Raw genomic sequence first — 16568 nt, 5'->3', positions numbered from 1 at the left:
ACACCATGATACAACCTTTAGCGCATTATTTGCAGAAGATGATCGCCTTGCAGGCATCGGATTTATTTGTTTCTACGCATTTGCCGGTGAGTGCCAAAGTGAATGGCGAGCTCACCCCCCTTGATGACTATGTGCTCAGTGATGATGAGGCATTGACCTTGGTAGAGTCGGCAATGTCCGATAAACAAATCAATGAGTTTCACAACTCTAAAGAATGTAACTTTGCCATTGCCACCGATGAAGGACGTTTCCGTATCTCGGCATTTTGGCAACGTGATCAGGCGGGGATGGTTATTCGTCGTATCGTTACCACCATACCCGACGTTAATGAACTCGGTCTGCCTTCAGTGCTTACCGATGTGATCATGAAAAAACGTGGTCTAGTGCTGTTCGTCGGTGGTACCGGCACCGGTAAGTCGACCTCATTGGCGGCGCTATTGGGTTATCGTAACCGCAACCAAAAAGGCCATATCCTTACCATTGAGGACCCAATTGAATTCGTACACGAGCATAACAAAAGTATCATTACCCAACGTGAGGTTGGACTTGATACCGAGAGTTTTGAGGCTGCACTGAAGAGCTCGCTGCGTCAGGCGCCGGATGTGATTCTCATTGGTGAGATCCGCTCGCAAGAAACCATGGAATATGCGTTAAGCTTCGCTGAAACTGGCCACCTGTGTGTTGCTACCTTGCACGCCAACAATGCCAACCAAGCCATTGACCGTATTATGCATTTGGTGCCCAAGGAAAAGCACGACAAGCTCAAATATGATTTAGCCCTTAACTTGCGCGCTATTATTGCTCAGCAACTGATCCCTACCACAGATGGTAATGGTCGTGTGGCAGCGATTGAGGTGTTACTAAACTCACCGATGATTGCCGAGCTGATCAAAAAAGGCGAAATCGGCTCCATCAAAGAGGTGATGGCTAAGTCCAAAGAAATGGGCATGCAAACCTTCGACCAAGCGCTGTTTGATCTGTACAAGCAAAATCTTATCAACTACGCCGATGCACTGCACCACGCTGACTCACCGAACGATCTTCGTTTGATGATTAAACTTCGTAACAACGAACAACAAGGTGCAGGCTTCCTACAAGGGGTAACGGTGGACGGCCTTGGCGACGATAGCGATAGCTAAACGCTCAAGCGTAAAAAGTATCAGGGCGTTTTTTTACGCGCTGATACTCACCGTGCTACTGCCTGCTCAGGGCAGAGAGCAAAGCATTGACATCTATTTGCGTGATGATGTTTATACCGATTATGTAGCTTTTCTGGCTGGGCGCTCGCCCTTAGCCGTTAGCGACTTTAGCGGTAAGCGTGTGCGTCGGGATGTGGTCGATATGATAGTGGCGCAGCAAGCGCTGCGTCTAGGCGGCTTCGAGTACACTTTTAACTACCGTGTCGGCAAGATTAATTTTCGTAATACGCGGTTGCTGGAACAAGGTAAATTATTAATTAGCTTTGATACCTATTGGCGTGCTGATGCGCTGATACTCAGTGAGGCGGTTTTTGTCAGCGATGCGGTGATCCGTCAAGGTGAGTATTATGCGGGTATTTATAGTCACCCAGATAACACGCGGGTGCAGAGTATAACATCGCTGGCCGATATGACCGCACTCACCGCTGTATCTACGCCGCGCTGGCGCAGTGATTGGCGCACCTTGCAGGCACTGCCGTTAAAACGAATCATTAAAGAAGATGAATGGTTATCGCAAGCGCGCATGGTGTCGATGCAGTGGGTCGACTTTATGTTGATGCCACTGATGCCTCAGTATAATAACCATTACCAACTGGATAACATATCACTGAAGGCGCATCCGCACTTTGTTGTGCAAATAAAAGACAGTCGCCACTTTGTAGTGTCTCGTAATCACCCCCAAGGTCAGCAGGCCTTTAAAGCACTCCAAAAAGGGCTGGCCAAACTACGCGAGCAGGGCCGAATTCGATCAGCTTACGAGCAAGCGGGGTTTATACCTGATTTAGCGCAGATGGCCGTGCTTAATAGCCCCCTTGAGCGGCAAAAAAGCTCTCCAGAATAAGCACCGCAGAGGCATTATCAATATTGCCTTTACTTAGGTTTCGGTAGCCGCCCTCGGCGAATAGCTGCTCCTTGGCGGCGGCCGTGGTTAGTCGTTCATCTTGAGTTTGTACTGGCAACCCCGTTTGATTATGCAGGCGATTGGCAAACTTACGTGCCCGGCGCGTAAGCTCTTGCTCGCTGCCATCCATATTCAGTGGTAAACCTACCACTAACAAGTCTGGCTGCCATTCATCGACCAGCGTGCGAACATCATCCCAATTAGGAATACCATCACGAGCCTTGATAGCCCGCAGGCCATTAGCAGTACCTGTTAACTCCTGGCCGATGGCGGCGCCAATACTCTTGGTACCAAAATCAAAGCCCATTACACTGCGCTGGCCCATTTTAGAGCTTGAGGACTCACTCATGCGTGACCCGCCTCCAAACTGAGCTTATTAGCATCAATACCCATAAGTTCTAAGGCTTTATGCCAGCGCTCGTTGATGGGGGTATTGAAAATAACCTCGGGGTCGGCTTCCATAATTAACCACGAGTTTTCCAACAGCTCTTGCTCTAACTGACCCTCAGACCAACCGGCATAACCTAAGGTGATGATAAATTGCTCCGGTGCATCCTCGGTGGTGAGACTCGCAAGCACGTCTTTGGAGGTGGTGATCATTATCTCGGAGCTTAAACTTTGCGATGATGCGTAGCCCGGCTTAGGCGTGTGCAGCACAAAGCCTCGGTCCGTTTTCACCGGTCCGCCAGCAAACACCTGGCGTCCAGCGGCTTGTTGGTTTTTATCGTTGTCGATGTCTATTTTGTCCAATAACTCACCCACCGTGACATCAATAGGTTGGTTAATCACCAAACCCATGGCGCCTTCGTCGTTATGCTCGCAAATATAGGCCACAGCGTGTTTGAAAAATGGCTCTTGTAACGAGGGCATGGCGACCAAAAAGTGGTTGGTTAATGACTGCATAGACATCTCCACGATTAAGAGGTTGTTAAATTGCGCTCAAGCGCGTCAAAAAACAATGCGGTGACAGAAAAGTTGCTCTCAGCCTCTATTTCTTTAACGCATGTTGGCGCGGTAACGTTCACTTCAGTGAGTTTGTCACCAATAATATCCAGACCCACAAATAATAGTCCCTTGGCCTTTAGCGTTGGCGCCAGTGTCTCAGCGATATGGCGCTCATCATCGGTCAGAGGGCGCACCTCACCGCGACCACCAGCGGCAAGATTGCCTCGCGTTTCGCCTTTTTGAGGAATACGCGCTAAGCAGTAGGGAACCACTTCGCCATCAACGACTAGTACTCGTTTGTCGCCGTCTTTAATGGCGGGAATATAGTTTTGGATCATAGCATAACGCTGGCCATGCTCAGTCAGGGTCTCGATGATCACACCGATATTGGCGTCGTCTTCTTTGACTCGAAATATAGAGGCGCCGCCCATGCCATCAAGTGGCTTCATAATGATGTCACCATGTTCAGCTAAAAAGGCGCGGATCTGCTTCGCCGAGCGGGTCACTAAGGTGTCTGGGGTAAATTCGCTAAACCATGCGGTATAAAGCTTTTCGTTGGCATCACGCAAGCTTTGCGGTTTATTAACGACTAAGGCGCCGGCCAGTTCTGCGCGCTCTAAGATATAGGTGGCGTAAATGTATTCGGTATCAAAAGGTGGGTCTTTGCGCATTAAAATAATATCGAGATCGCCCAAGGCAATATTCTGTTGCGGCGCTAAGTCATACCACTTCTCGGCATTATCAAACACATGGGCGCGAGCAGCGTGAGCAAAAGCTTCACCTTGGCGCAGAAACAGATCGTCCATTTCCATATAATACAATTCATAGCCGCGCTTTTCGGCTTCCAGCATCATTGCAAAGCCGGTGTCTTTTTTAATATTAAACCCAGAAATTGGGTCGCTGATAATGCCCAGTTTAATTGCCATTGCTCTACTCGTTTAATCAATCTAATTATTTTATGGGGTTGGCGCGCAGTAAATTCAATTCGCTAAATCGCCAAACTGCATCTGTAACGCACTTAAGACCGTTAAAGCCGCCGTTTCTGTGCGCAAGACGCGTGGACCTATGCGAATATCCATAAAGCCATGCTCATGACTGCTGTGGATCTCTGCATCGCTAAAGCCGCCTTCAGGGCCAACTAAAAAGCGCACACCCGCACTTGGCGCCGGCATAGTTTTAATGCTGTGCTGAGCGCGAGGATGTAACGTAAGCTTAGTGGCGTCGCTCGGCTGGGTTAGCCATTGCTCAAGAGCGATTGGCGGGTGAATGGTGGTAATTCGATTACGACCACATTGCTCGGCTGCGGCGATAGCGATTTTCTGCCATTGTTGATGCTTCTTTGCTAAGCGCTCGCCATTGAGCTTAACCCCACAGCGCTCGCTAAATAGCGGAGTAATTTCGCTCACCCCGAGCTCCACCGACTTTTGAATGGTAAAGTCCATCTTATCGCCACGGGAGATCACTTGCCCAAGATGGATAGCAAGGGGGGATTCACATTCACTATCGATAAACTCTATACAGCGAACGGTCACGTATTTTTTGCTGCTATCAACGATTTCACAGTGATACTCACCACCGTGGCCGTTAAACAGCCGCAGTTGATCGCCAACTTGCATGCGCAACACACGGCCTACGTGCCCAGCTGCATCATCACTTAAATTAAAGTCTGTACCTAAAGCGCCTATGGTTGGCTCGAAAATATGCGGAATTCTCATTACGCTGTCCATCATCAGGATTTTGCGACAGTCTAAACTAGTCGCCTAAATGCGCAAGTATATCAGGATCCTGATTACAACTGAGGTGATTCTGGTGATAGGGCGTAGTCAGTGGTGTAAGGTGGTAGTCAGCGCCTTGCTTATTAATTAATAACCGGTTTTCATGTAACGAATCAATGACCCATTTAAAGGAATTGCTGGCACTTTCATAGGCGCAAGCAAACACCAGCACGCCAGCAACGCTATGGTGTCGCGAGACGTAACTTGATAATTCAGCCACACTGATTTCATTATCAAAGTCACAATAACAATAATCCTTTACCTGTTGGTCAAACATAAGCTTAACCATATGACGGGTGTTCGCTCCAGCAACTATCACTGCGTGCGCATCGGGGTTGGCGCAAAAGGCTCGGCTCAACAGCGGATCGCTGTCGATGAGTAAATAGTTGCTAAGATCCTTATCCATTCATTCTCTCCGTTGCCACTAGGCGAAAAACTGAATCAGCAAATAGCCCATGGCACAGTATACAGAAAACACCACTGCAGCAATGCCAACATTGTCTTGGTGATCAACCTCGACCCCGGTGTCGACACGATAAAGTACGATCAACAACACGGCGCGAGCCATGGCATTGACCAATAACCACATCAGACCGCAGTGCACAGCCAATGTAAAGACATTTTCTACCATCTTGCCGCTGTAGTAATTGGCGCTGGCTAGACCTGCATAAAGGGCCAGAGCCATACCTACAGATTTGCCTGCGTAACGAATACCGATTGAGGTATTTTCCAAGTTAAAGTTACTTTGCAGCGATGCGCCTTGGTTTACCTTAGCAAAGCGAGCTTCGCGCACTTTGCTATCAAGGGCAAATAAGCCCTGCAAAAATAAGAAGTTTACAAACACCACAAGCAAAGAATACATGCTGTTAGTTTGAGACCAACTGACCAAACCGATAACCACAATGCTATTTCCTAATAACATTCCCGAGTCGACTAAGGCGGCGCACACGTTCTGCTTTAAAATAGCCTTCTCTTCATTAAAACGACTGAGAATCCATTTTCGATGAATAGCTTGACCAACTTTTGTAAAAAGTAGCATCAGTATTAGCAAAAGGGGTACTTTCCACGGCTCTTCGCGCATCACCGTCAGTGAAAAGTCATCCACTAGGTAGCCGATAATCAGCACTAACGAGAGCAGGTAACTGGCATAGCTAATTCCCAGCGCAAAGTTATCACGCTGGGCGAGCTCTTCTTTTAAGGCCTGCCGTGCTCTGACTTGGGTGTAAATACGCAGTGCAAACAGCACCGCAGCAATAGCTACGAAGCTAATAGCAAAGGTATATAAGGACTCGTTTGACAAAGAAAAATACGTCATACTGGCAGCCGAAAAGGAACTTTGTTTTCATTCTAGTACGGTTGGCCCTAACTTAAAAGAGAGCGGTATCTATGACTGCACCTTCTGGTTTTAATTCGCAATTACAGCAACTTGGTAAAGATCGCTATGAACAGATATATGGCGACACAGAAATAGATAACGATTTGTTGCAACTGCTAGCGCTTAGCGACTTTGCCTACGATGTACTCAGTACCCATAAACAGTGGGGAGCGTGGCTTGTTGACCCCGAGCAACAGCAGTGTCGTGCGGTGCCGGATCCTTTGCCGCAGCAGTTAGGTGATGTGTCAGAAACTCAGGCATTGACCATGTTGCGTTGTTACCGCCAGCAGTATTGGCTAAAGGTTGCTTATCTCGATTTGGTATGCGGCAACGACATCGCTGACTCCATGGCTTACGTGTCTGCTTTAAGTGATACGCTGATAGACGCAGCCAATCGATGGGCCTTCGCTCAGGTAGCCAAAGTTAATGGCGCGCCTGTGGACGAACACGGCCACCCGATCGCCATGATGATTTTAGGTATGGGCAAGCTGGGCGGAAAGGAGCTTAATTACTCGTCCGATATCGACCTTATCTTTACTTACCCCCTTAACACCCCCACCCAAGGTGGGCGGCGCAGTATTGAAGCGCAGGTGTTTTACACTAAGGTGGCGCAAAAAGTGATTGCTGCCTTAGACCAACATACCGTAGATGGGCGAGTTTTCCGCGTCGATATGCGTCTGCGTCCCTTTGGGGACAGTGGTCCTTTAGTCATGAGCTTTTCGGCTATGGAGGCGTACTATCAAGAGCAAGGCCGAGAGTGGGAGCGCTACGCCATGCTCAAAGGCCGACTCATTCACGCGCCATGTAACTATGTGCATGAGTTTAACGAGATGCTAAGGCCGTTCGTTTATCGCCGATATATTGATTTCTCAGTGATTGAGTCATTGCGTAAGATGAAATCACTGATTGCCCAAGAGGTGCGCCGTAAAGGCTTACAAGACAATATCAAGTTGGGCGCTGGTGGTATTCGAGAAGTGGAATTTATTGTTCAGGCACTGCAGCTGATCAGAGGAGGTCGAGAGCCGCAACTACAAACTCAAAGCTTAGCTAAAGCGTTGGCAGCACTGACAGAGCTCGGGGTTTTTACTGACGAGCAACAGCAGCAACTATGGCAAGACTATGCGTTGCTGCGCCAGGTAGAACAATATCTGCAAGCCTTTAATGATGAGCAGACCCAGCAATTACCGCAGTCACAACGTGATTGGCTGCGATTAAATACATTGCTCAATCAAGCTAACGAAGAACACAGTCGTGCAGTTATTGAGGCGGCGATGGGGCGCATACGCGATGAGTTTGAACAAGTCATTGGCTTTGAGCCAGAGCAGGGTGATGACTTGGATGACAGCTATACCCTGGCGTGGGAGCATAACGATACCGAGGCCCTCAGTGATGTGATTGCCAATGCCCAGCAGCGTATGAGCTGGCAGGGACCCCTGAATCACTTTCATGAGCGCGTAAGCAAACAGCCTATAGGTAAACGTGGCAGAGACACACTGGATAAATTAATGCCCCATGTGTTGCAACAGCTGCAGCATGCTCACGCATGTGGTGAGGTCGTGGCCTTGGTCACCAATGTGCTCGATAAAATTATGTCGCGCACCGCCTATTTAGAGTTACTACTTGAAAACCCAGGGGCTCTCCAGCAATTAGTACGCTTATGTGCGCATAGTCGTTGGATTGGCGAACATATTGCTCATTATCCGATTCTGTTAGATGAGCTTATTGACCCTGCGGAGCTTTACAATCCTTTCCCTTTGGATGCCTATAGTAACGAGATCCGCCAGTATTTTTTACGTATTGATGAGCATGACTTAGAAATGCAGATGGAGGCGCTCAGGCAGTTTAAGCAAACCCAGCAATTACGTATCGCTGCGGCGGATGCGACCGGTGCGTTGCCAGTAATGAAGGTCAGCGACCACCTCAGCGCGTTAGCGGAGGCGATTATAGAGCAGGCAGTTAACCTTGCCTGGCAGCAAATGGTGGCGCGCTTTGGCAAAGTCCCCGGCACCGATGAGCAACATAAAGGCTTTGCCGTAATCGCCTACGGTAAGGCGGGCGGATTGGAGTTAGGTTATGACTCTGACCTCGATTTAGTTTTTGTTCACAACCACGATGGCGACAGCAGCACCGACGGTGATAAGTCGATTTCCGCACGGCAGTTTTATTTAAAACTAGCGCAGCGCTTGATGCACCTGTTTAACACGCGCACCAGCTCCGGCATTTTATATGAACTCGATACTCGCTTGCGCCCTGAAGGGTCATCAGGCTTGTTAGCCATCAATATCGAGAGCTTTCTTCACTACCAGCAAACTCAAGCTTGGACTTGGGAGCATCAGGCCTTGGTGCGTGCCCGCATGGTCTATGGAATCAGCGCGCTACGCCAACGATTTAGTGAAATCCGTATAGAGATATTAGCGCAAGCGCGGCAGATAGCATCGCTTCGCGACGACGTGACCGCCATGCGGGAAAAAATGCGGCGGCATTTAAACCGGGAAAACGAGTTTATGCTTGATTTGAAGCAGGGTGTTGGTGGGATGACCGATATTGAATTCATCACTCAATTTTTGGTTTTGGCCCATGCGCACCACCATCCAGCATTACTCGAGTATTCAGATAATATCCGCATTTTGGAAGCGGCGGCGCACTGTGGCTGTATCAGCGAACGTCAGACGCAGCAGCTTATACACGCTTATTGCCACTATCGGGGCTTATATCATGTACTGAGTTTACGCAATCAAGAGAAAATGGTTGCCAAAATAGAGCTGCAAGATGAAATCGCCTCGGTCAGCCAAATCTGGGAGCAACTTTTTGCTGCTCCCAAATGAGGGGCATTAAGCGCGAGACATCTTTTTACAGTTTTCGCGAATATAAGGTGAGGGGCGCTCGGTGATCACGGCCGCGCGCTCGCGGTGGCAATAGAAGGTCTGTACCTCGTATTCAAAATCACTGTCAATCGCTTTGCCCACTTGGTAGAGCGTTGATACAAAAGTGTCGTCTACGCGAAAAGGGTGCTTCACTACGTAGTCTTTATTTAAGTACCAGTAAAAGGCGATACCTTCTTCTTTGGCGAAGTCAGACATCACCTTGCGCAGTGTAGCCCCAGCGGCAAAGCGACGACTTTTAACTTGCCCTTGCCAGCGAATATCGGTGGGTTGCACCACACCGACACGTTGCTCCAGCATGCGCGTGATGTCGTCTTTAGGCTCGCCCAGCTCGATAACATACTTTTCACGTTCAGTGGCATTGCGCACGGTGTTTTTGATGTTAGCGTAAAATTGTGACAACCCTTTGGCGGCTGGGTTGCTGTCTTCCCTTACTTGAAATACAGGGCCATCGCCGAGTAAAAAATAGGCGGCGGCCAAAATAAGAATAAAAGCCAGTGATAAATGTTTAATCCAAAACCACATAGCTACTCCTGATGATGTTGTTATTGTTAAGCATAGTTGGTCATTGTTGTTATTGACTAGCGATAATAAGACGGTGCATGCTCGTCAGGGCGCGTCTTAAAGCGCCGGTGTAGCCACATATATTGCTCAGGTGCATTATTAATGGCTTGCTCCATACGCTGGTTGACTTGCGTGACATCATGCACATCATCGCCACTGGGGAAGTTCTCTAGCGGAGGTTGCACCGCGAGGTGGTATTTTCCCTGTGCGTCTCGGCGAGTCATAATGCTCAGTGTTCGGCAATGGCGACTATTTGCAAATAATAGTGTACCTGTGGTGGTTGCTGCCTCTTTGACGGCAAAAAAAGGCGCAAAAACACTGCGATTGCGGCCATAATCTTGGTCCGGCAGGTAGTAGCAAAACTTTTTATCTTTTAGCGCTTTAAGTAAAGACTTAACATCACGCTTTCCAACTAAATACTCGTTCGAGCGCAAACGTCCCTTGGCGGTAAAGTAATCCATTAAGGCATTGTTATGGGGGCGATAAAAAGCCACCCCTCGACGTGCTAGGCCCATAACTCGAGATGCCATCTCAAGGTGGAGCATATGCGGCACCAATAGCAGCACACCTTTACCGTCTTTATTGGCTTGATCTACATGCTCTAATCCGGTGATGGACCCCATCACTCGTTTTACTCGCCATGCAGGCCACCACCATGCCATGGCACTTTCAAAAATGGCCATGCCGGTGTTTTCCATGTTTTTAAGGACCAGCTCAGCGCGCTCGGCGTCACTTAATTCTGGGTAGCATAGGGCAATATTGACCTCGGCAATTTTGCGGCGCTTTTTTACCAAGCGATGTACTAAACGACCGAGGGCACGACCAAGCGCAAGTTGCCACGACTGTGGTAACCAGCTAAGGGTATAAAGTAAGAAGATGGACAGCCAGCTTGGCCAGTACTTGGGGGTTAAGAAGGCAAGTTGGAAAGTTGCTTTGTTGACCACTGTAGTTATTGTTCACCGTTGTAGATGGCCAACAGTATACGTTATTCATACAACAAAGCCAGTGCTGGGCACTGGCTTTGCTTTGTTGAACTTTGCTTGAGCTTAGCTTTGTGCTTTTAAGCCTTGGTTGATGGCTTTTAAGTCGTCTGCTGTCAATGTGCCAGCCGCTTGTTTAAGGGCTAGGGTAGAGACCACGTAACGATAACGCACATCGGCAAGGTTACGCTTGGCGTTATACAGGTTTTGCGTACTGATGAGGACATCCACTATGGTCCGTGTGCCCACTTCAAACCCGGCTTCGGTGGCCTGTAAAGCACTTTCCGCAGAAACCACGGCTTGCTCCAGTGCTTTATAGGTAGCGATATCGGCAACCACTTGATTGTAAGAGGTAATGGTTGAGCGCGTCACGGCACGTAGGGTCGCTTCGAGATCTTCACTGGCGGCCACGTACAATGCTCGAGCTTGTTTCGTCGAAGCTAGGGTTGCACCACCTGAGTAAATAGGCAGGTTAAAGCTTACGCCGATAGCTGTTTGGTCTTCACGAGGTGTGCCATCACGCACGATAGTGGAGCCCATAGAGTTAAGCTCGGTATCGGTTAATGAATCGCCGTAGGAGGCATTGAGCTGCAAAGTAGGGTAGTGGCCACTCTGGGCTAAGTCGATTTGCTGCTTGGCAATATCAACCGATGCTTTAGCTACTTGTAATTCAAGGTTATTCTCTTTTGCTAAGGCAACAAAATCGGTGTTGGCTTTAGTCGGCTTAACAGTAGAGAAGGTCTCGGTATCAAGCTGCTCAAGCTTGGCATGGTACTTACCGGTAATTTCGCGAAGCTTTTCACGTGCTGTTTCAACGTCATTCTTAGCGACGATTTCACGGGCCACTGAGTTATCAAATTGTGCTTGCGCTTCATGTACGTCGGTAAAGGCGGTGAGGCCGACGGCAAAACGCTGCTTGGTTTGCTCGAGTTGACGCTCAATGGCACGCTTTTCTGCTTGCACAAATTCGAGGGTGTCAATGGCAGCAAGTACCTCAAAGTAGCCTTGAGCAACACGAATAATTAAAGCTTGTTGCGCTTGATCATAAACGGTCTTTTGCTGTAGTGCTTGTTTTTCGGCAATATCTAGTGAGCGCCATGCGCTGAGGTCGAAAATAGATTGGCTAAGGCTAATTTCGCGGGAAAAGGTGTCATTTTCTGACTCCACCTGAACCAAGTTATTAAGGTCGCCCACCGTTTGGAAGCCATCGCTTTCGGATTTGCGATAGCCCATGCTGAAGCCAAGTTGGGGCAACAGCGCGCTCAGTGCGCGGTCTGTGTTATGCTCTTGTGCCTGGGCATTGGCTTTAGCTTTTAATACAACGGGATCGTTCTCAAGTGCAATTTCGTACACCTGCATTAGGTCTTCAGCATGACTGTAAGTGCTAAAGCTGCAGCTCAATGCAATCAGCGTGGTCAGTAGTGTCTTTTTCATTATCAGTACAGTCCTTAGAATATTCAGCGAATTAGGAGCATGTTATCGTGTTTCTCGCTATTTGCGAAAAGCAAAAACGTAAATTGACTGCGCTTAAGTGTAACAGAATATAATTTTCGCGGAAGGGTAAACGCGACCGTTGACTTATAAACTTTTTGGCCAAGTGGGGTGGTGAGTATAAAATGAATAAAATCAATCAGTTCGATAAAGGTGATGTGACCATTGAGAGCACCGAAGAAGTGTTTAAAGGTTTTTTCAAAATCGATAAGTACCGTTTCAAACACGCATTATTTGCCGGTGGCACCAGTGCAACCATTGAGCGTGAAATATTTGAACGCGGTCATGCTGTGGCCGTGTTGCCTTATGATCCAGCAACGCGTTCGGTGTTACTCGTTGAGCAAATTCGCATAGGCGCGTTGGCAACCAAAGACAACCCTTGGCTATTAGAATGTATTGCTGGCATGGCTGATGGCAGTGAAGATTACCCGGCGGTAGTGCGTAAAGAAGCGCAAGAAGAAGCGGGTTTGGAATTGCAGCAATTGGACTTCATGCTGTCATACCTTTCGAGCCCCGGCGGGACAACAGAGCGGTTGTACTTGTATTTAGCACAAACTGATTTATCAGGAATCGGCGGCACGGTGCACGGGCTGGATGATGAAGGTGAAGATATTAAAGTACATGTAATGGCTGTTGATGAGGCAATGGCGCGCCTAAACAACGGGGAAATTGATAACGCCGCAACAGTGATTAGTCTACAATGGTTAGCACTCAATGAGCAGCGAATTCAACAGCAATGGGGCGCTGAGTGACAGTACAAAGAAAAGCAGGATACATTCAATCCCTGCCTAAATACCTCACTTTGTGTGAGCGCAACTATGCCAACGTGATGCGCATTTTGCCCAGCGCTGGCACAACGGGCGCATCGCAGTTACTCACTATCGCCAACGAGCAATATGAGGTTGTGATTGAGCAGGCTGCTAAATACACCACTGATATTTGTATTACTCAAGTGCAAGGAGCGGTGGAGGGCCTATTCACACCGCCAATGAATGTCCGTATTTATCACGATGCCAAGGTCGCAGAGGTAGTGCATCCAAACTACCACACGCGCATTAAGCCATCTTATGGTTACCCGAACCCAAAAATGCATCATAAAGACGAAAAATACCAAGTTAATGCGTTTTTGCATGACTGGCTGAGTTTTTGTATGTCACATGGCGAAGCGGTTTTAGATTGGGATTGTAACAGTGGCTTGGTTTGACCCCCCTTATTTTTGCCCTGCGAGTACTGAGCTAAACTTCGCGCATTTTACCGATGCGCATTTATTTGCGCAGCCGCAAGAGCAGTACTTTGGTGTGCGTACAGCGCAGCATTTGCAACAAACGCTGGCGGCCATGGCCGCTGAGGCATTTGATTTTGTGGTTTTCGGTGGCGATCTTACCCAAGACCACAGCCCTGAATCTTATCAACTGTTTGCTGAGCTGGTGGCCAATAGCGCGTTGCAGTGCCCGGTATTTTGGGTACCGGGAAACCATGACGAGCTTAGCCAACTCAATGCGATGACAGAGGGGCAAATTCGTCCTGAAAAACGCATTGAGCATGCTTGTGGCCAGGTTTTACTGATTAATAGCAAAGGCGATACACCGGCAGGGTGGGTGGCAGAGAATCATTTGGCTGAGCTTGGTGATGCCATTGATTCAGCCGCTCCTCAGCAGGTGTTTATTACCCATCACCACCCCCTACCGATTCACGGTTATTTAGATAAGCATATTCTCGAAAATGGTGATGCGTTATTGCAATGCATCGAGACGCGTAGTCGCAGCGCAACCGTGTTACATGGCCATACACATCATGATTACTACCATGATTACCAAGGTGTTGAGGTGTTCGGCACCCCCGCCACCTCGGTGCAATTTGTAAAAAATGCAGCGAGTTGGCAGCAAGAAAATCTCGGCCCAGGGTATCGTCGCGTGCGTCTTGAGGCCAATAAAGCGCCCATCACAGAGGTCAAATGGCTCGCAAATTAATTTATATTCATGGCTTCAATAGTTCCGAGCGCTCCCACAAAGCAGTGCAGCTTGGTGAGCACTTACGTACTTGGCAGGGGCAGTATATTGTGCCACGCCTCAGCCATGACCCAGAGCAGGCGATCGCCCACTTGAGCGCGTTGGTGGATGAAGACACCGCCTTAATCGGCAGTTCGCTTGGTGGTTTTTATGCTACGTATTTATCGCAGCGTTATCATTTACCAAGCGTGGTGATAAACCCTGCCGTACGCCCTTTTGAGCTGCTCGATGAGTATCGCGGGGTGCAGTACAACCCCTATCAAAATTATAGTTATGAGCTGAATCACACTCACATGCAGGCCTTGCAGGGGCTTTATTTACAGCAATTAACTTCCCCCGAGCTGCTGTTTTTGTTACAACAAGAGGGTGACGAAGTGCTACCCTATGAGCAGGCTGTCGCTTACTATCAAGGTTGTAAACAACAAGTAGAAGCGGGTGGCAACCACAGTTTTATTGGGTTTGAGCGCTACTTTACCCATATAATGCAATTTCTGAATATCTCTCTAACCACTAAGGCCGTTAACGAATAAAAATATGAGCCAGCAGAATTACAACGCCGAAGCAATTGAAGTATTAAATGGTCTCGAGCCGGTGCAACGCCGCCCGGGGATGTACACCGACACCACGCGCCCTAACCACCTCAGTCAAGAAGTGATCGATAACAGTGTTGATGAGGCGCTGGCCGGACATGCCAGTAAGGTAGATGTCATTTTACATGAGGACAACTCGTTAGAGGTCATTGATGATGGTCGTGGTATGCCGGTGGATATTCACCCTGAAGAGGGGATCCCAGGGGTTGAACTGATTTTAACTAAGCTTCACGCCGGTGGTAAGTTCTCTAACAAAAGCTACCAGTTCTCTGGTGGTTTGCACGGCGTGGGTATTTCAGTGGTCAATGCGCTGTCAACACGTGTTGAAGTGACTGTGCGTCGCGACGGGCAAGTGTATGAGATTGCCTTCGCCGATGGCGATAAGGTGAAAGACTTAGAAGTCACCGGGACTGTGGGTAAGCGTAACACCGGTACGTCCGTTCGCTTTTGGCCCGATCCAAAGTATTTCGACTCCGCGAATTTTTCGCTTTCTAAACTCAACCACATTCTCAAAGCCAAGGCGGTATTGTGTCCTGGCCTGCGTATCCGCTTTATCAACAAGCAAAATAAAGAAACCCAGGAGTGGTACTACGAGGCGGGCCTACAAGATTACATTAAAGACGCAACCAAAGACTTTGAAGCACTGCCTAAACAGCCATTTACCGGTGAGTTTAGTGGTGCCACGGAAGGAGTGGATTGGGCCTTGTTGTGGCTGCCAGAGGGCGGTGAGTCGATCACAGAAAGCTACGTTAACCTCATTCCTACCGCACAAGGCGGCACCCATGTTAATGGCTTGCGTCAAGGCTTGCTCGAGGCAATGCGAGAGTTCTGCGAATTCCGCAACTTGTTGCCCCGTGGAGTACGTCTGACGCCAGAAGATATCTGGGAAAAGTGCTCCTATGTATTATCGGTAAAAATGCAAGACCCACAATTCGCCGGACAAACTAAAGAAAAGCTGTCGTCACGTTCGTGCTCAGCGTTTGTCTCTGGGGTGGTTAAAGACTCCTTTAGTCTGTGGCTAAATGAGCACACCGACATTGCCGAGCTCCTTGCTGAGCTATGTATTAGTAATGCTCAAAAACGTATGCGCGCCGCCAAAAAAGTGGTGCGTAAAAAGGTTACGCAAGGCCCCGCTTTGCCCGGTAAGTTAACCGATTGCAGCAGTAACGAAAGTGAGCGCACTGAATTATTTTTAGTGGAAGGGGACTCAGCGGGCGGCTCAGCCAAACAAGCCCGGGATAGAGACTTCCAGGCGATTATGCCGCTGCGGGGTAAAATTCTGAATACTTGGGAAGTGGAATCCGGACAAATTTTAGCATCACAAGAAGTGCATGATATCTCCGTTGCATTAGGTATAGACCCCGACAGCGACGATTTAAGTGGCTTGCGGTACGGCAAAATTTGTATTCTCGCCGATGCTGACTCCGATGGACTGCATATTGCCACCTTGTTATGTGCTTTGTTTGTTAAACACTTCCCCACCTTGGTGCGCCAGGGTCATGTTTATGTTGCCATGCCGCCTCTGTATCGCATTGATGTGGGTAAAGAGGTTTTCTATGCCCTAGATGAGGGCGAAAAAACCGGTATTTTGGATCGCATCGAAGCGGAGAAGAAACGCGGCAAGGTCAATGTGCAACGATTCAAAGGCCTGGGGGAAATGAACCCGTTGCAACTGCGTGAAACAACCATGGATCCGAATACTCGCCGTTTGGTGCAGCTTACCCTTGAAGAGATGGAGCACACCGTTGAGGTGATGGATATGCTGCTGGCGAAAAAACGCTCTGGCGATCGCCGCCAATGGCTTGAGAATCACGGCGATAAAGCGCAAGTTGAGGTGTAACTAGAATCACTATCACG

At 48.6% G+C, this 16568-nt stretch carries 17 protein-coding genes; 8 read left to right on the top strand and 9 right to left on the bottom strand.

Features of this window, described 5'->3' with window-relative positions; all coding sequences use genetic code 11:
* Positions 1–5: 5 nt before the first annotated feature.
* On the top strand, positions 6–1139 hold the full coding sequence (locus EXT46_RS16170) for a PilT/PilU family type 4a pilus ATPase (protein ID WP_022946316.1): 1134 nt from the start codon (positions 6–8) through the stop codon (positions 1137–1139).
* Positions 1117–2040: a hypothetical protein gene (locus tag EXT46_RS16165; RefSeq protein ID WP_240701154.1), complete on the top strand. Its 924-nt coding sequence runs from the start codon at positions 1117–1119 to the stop codon at positions 2038–2040. Before EXT46_RS16170 ends, EXT46_RS16165 begins: the two co-directional genes overlap by 23 nt.
* On the opposite strand, the gene ruvX is transcribed toward EXT46_RS16165, so the two are convergent.
* From ruvX to EXT46_RS16135, 6 genes are read right to left on the bottom strand one after another with little or no spacing between them, the layout of a single operon-like run.
* Complete coding sequence (gene ruvX, locus EXT46_RS16160; protein ID WP_022946314.1) at positions 2000–2449, bottom strand: Holliday junction resolvase RuvX; 450 nt, start codon at positions 2447–2449, stop codon at positions 2000–2002. The genes EXT46_RS16165 and ruvX overlap by 41 nt on opposite strands.
* Positions 2446–3003 carry a YqgE/AlgH family protein gene (locus EXT46_RS16155; protein ID WP_022946313.1) on the bottom strand — a complete coding sequence of 186 codons (558 nt, stop codon included), beginning with the start codon at positions 3001–3003 and terminating at the stop codon, positions 2446–2448. Before EXT46_RS16155 ends, ruvX begins: the two co-directional genes overlap by 4 nt.
* Before the next feature lie 14 nt (positions 3004–3017).
* The gene (gshB, locus tag EXT46_RS16150) at positions 3018–3971 is read right to left on the bottom strand and encodes a glutathione synthase (protein ID WP_130148517.1); all 954 of its coding nucleotides are present in this window, start codon (positions 3969–3971) and stop codon (positions 3018–3020) included.
* A 54-nt stretch (positions 3972–4025) separates the two neighbouring features.
* Positions 4026–4760, bottom strand: a complete 735-nt coding sequence (gene rsmE, locus EXT46_RS16145; protein ID WP_130148515.1) for a 16S rRNA (uracil(1498)-N(3))-methyltransferase — start codon at positions 4758–4760, stop codon at positions 4026–4028.
* 37 nt (positions 4761–4797) lie between these two features.
* Positions 4798–5226, bottom strand: coding sequence for a hypothetical protein (locus EXT46_RS16140; RefSeq protein WP_130148513.1), 429 nt, complete (start codon positions 5224–5226; stop codon positions 4798–4800).
* 18 nt (positions 5227–5244) lie between these two features.
* Entirely contained in the window at positions 5245–6135 is an 891-nt protein-coding gene (locus tag EXT46_RS16135) for a hypothetical protein (protein ID WP_022946309.1), read from the bottom strand.
* Positions 6136–6206: 71 nt separating this feature from the next.
* On the opposite strand from EXT46_RS16135, the gene glnE reads away from it, so the two are divergent.
* On the top strand, positions 6207–9020 hold the full coding sequence (gene glnE / locus EXT46_RS16130) for a bifunctional [glutamate--ammonia ligase]-adenylyl-L-tyrosine phosphorylase/[glutamate--ammonia-ligase] adenylyltransferase (protein ID WP_130148511.1): 2814 nt from the start codon (positions 6207–6209) through the stop codon (positions 9018–9020).
* A gap of 6 nt (positions 9021–9026) precedes the next feature.
* Here glnE and EXT46_RS16125 read toward each other — a convergent pair whose 3' ends face one another.
* The 3 genes from EXT46_RS16125 to tolC all read right to left on the bottom strand — a co-directional run bounded on the left by EXT46_RS16125 (position 9027) and on the right by tolC (position 12055).
* Positions 9027–9602 (bottom strand): TcpQ domain-containing protein, encoded by a 576-nt coding sequence (locus EXT46_RS16125; protein ID WP_022946307.1) that lies wholly within the window; start codon positions 9600–9602, stop codon positions 9027–9029.
* 56 nt (positions 9603–9658) lie between these two features.
* On the bottom strand, positions 9659–10585 hold the full coding sequence (gene lpxL, locus EXT46_RS16120; RefSeq protein ID WP_130148509.1) for an LpxL/LpxP family Kdo(2)-lipid IV(A) lauroyl/palmitoleoyl acyltransferase: 927 nt from the start codon (positions 10583–10585) through the stop codon (positions 9659–9661).
* 102 nt (positions 10586–10687) lie between these two features.
* Positions 10688–12055 (bottom strand): outer membrane channel protein TolC, encoded by a 1368-nt coding sequence (gene tolC / locus EXT46_RS16115; RefSeq protein WP_053910601.1) that lies wholly within the window; start codon positions 12053–12055, stop codon positions 10688–10690.
* A gap of 182 nt (positions 12056–12237) precedes the next feature.
* Between tolC and EXT46_RS16110 the strand changes: the two genes are divergently transcribed.
* The 5 genes from EXT46_RS16110 to parE all read left to right on the top strand — a co-directional run bounded on the left by EXT46_RS16110 (position 12238) and on the right by parE (position 16551).
* A complete protein-coding gene (locus EXT46_RS16110; RefSeq protein WP_022946304.1) occupies positions 12238–12864 on the top strand; it encodes an NUDIX domain-containing protein in 627 nt (208 codons plus the stop codon).
* Positions 12865–12941: 77 nt separating this feature from the next.
* Positions 12942–13316 (top strand): DUF1249 domain-containing protein, encoded by a 375-nt coding sequence (locus tag EXT46_RS16105; RefSeq protein ID WP_081604455.1) that lies wholly within the window; start codon positions 12942–12944, stop codon positions 13314–13316.
* Entirely contained in the window at positions 13303–14082 is a 780-nt protein-coding gene (locus EXT46_RS16100; protein ID WP_130148507.1) for a metallophosphoesterase, read from the top strand. The genes EXT46_RS16105 and EXT46_RS16100 overlap by 14 nt, the downstream gene beginning before the upstream one ends.
* Entirely contained in the window at positions 14067–14651 is a 585-nt protein-coding gene (locus EXT46_RS16095; RefSeq protein ID WP_130148505.1) for a YqiA/YcfP family alpha/beta fold hydrolase, read from the top strand. Before EXT46_RS16100 ends, EXT46_RS16095 begins: the two co-directional genes overlap by 16 nt.
* Before the next feature lie 4 nt (positions 14652–14655).
* Entirely contained in the window at positions 14656–16551 is a 1896-nt protein-coding gene (gene parE, locus EXT46_RS16090; RefSeq protein WP_053910599.1) for a DNA topoisomerase IV subunit B, read from the top strand.
* The last annotated feature ends 17 nt before the right edge of the window (positions 16552–16568 follow it).

Source organism: Pseudoalteromonas sp. CO325X (assembly GCF_004208955.1).
Classification (GTDB): Bacteria; Pseudomonadota; Gammaproteobacteria; order Enterobacterales; family Alteromonadaceae; genus Pseudoalteromonas; species Pseudoalteromonas ruthenica.
This window is presented reverse-complemented; position numbering and strand designations above follow the sequence as displayed.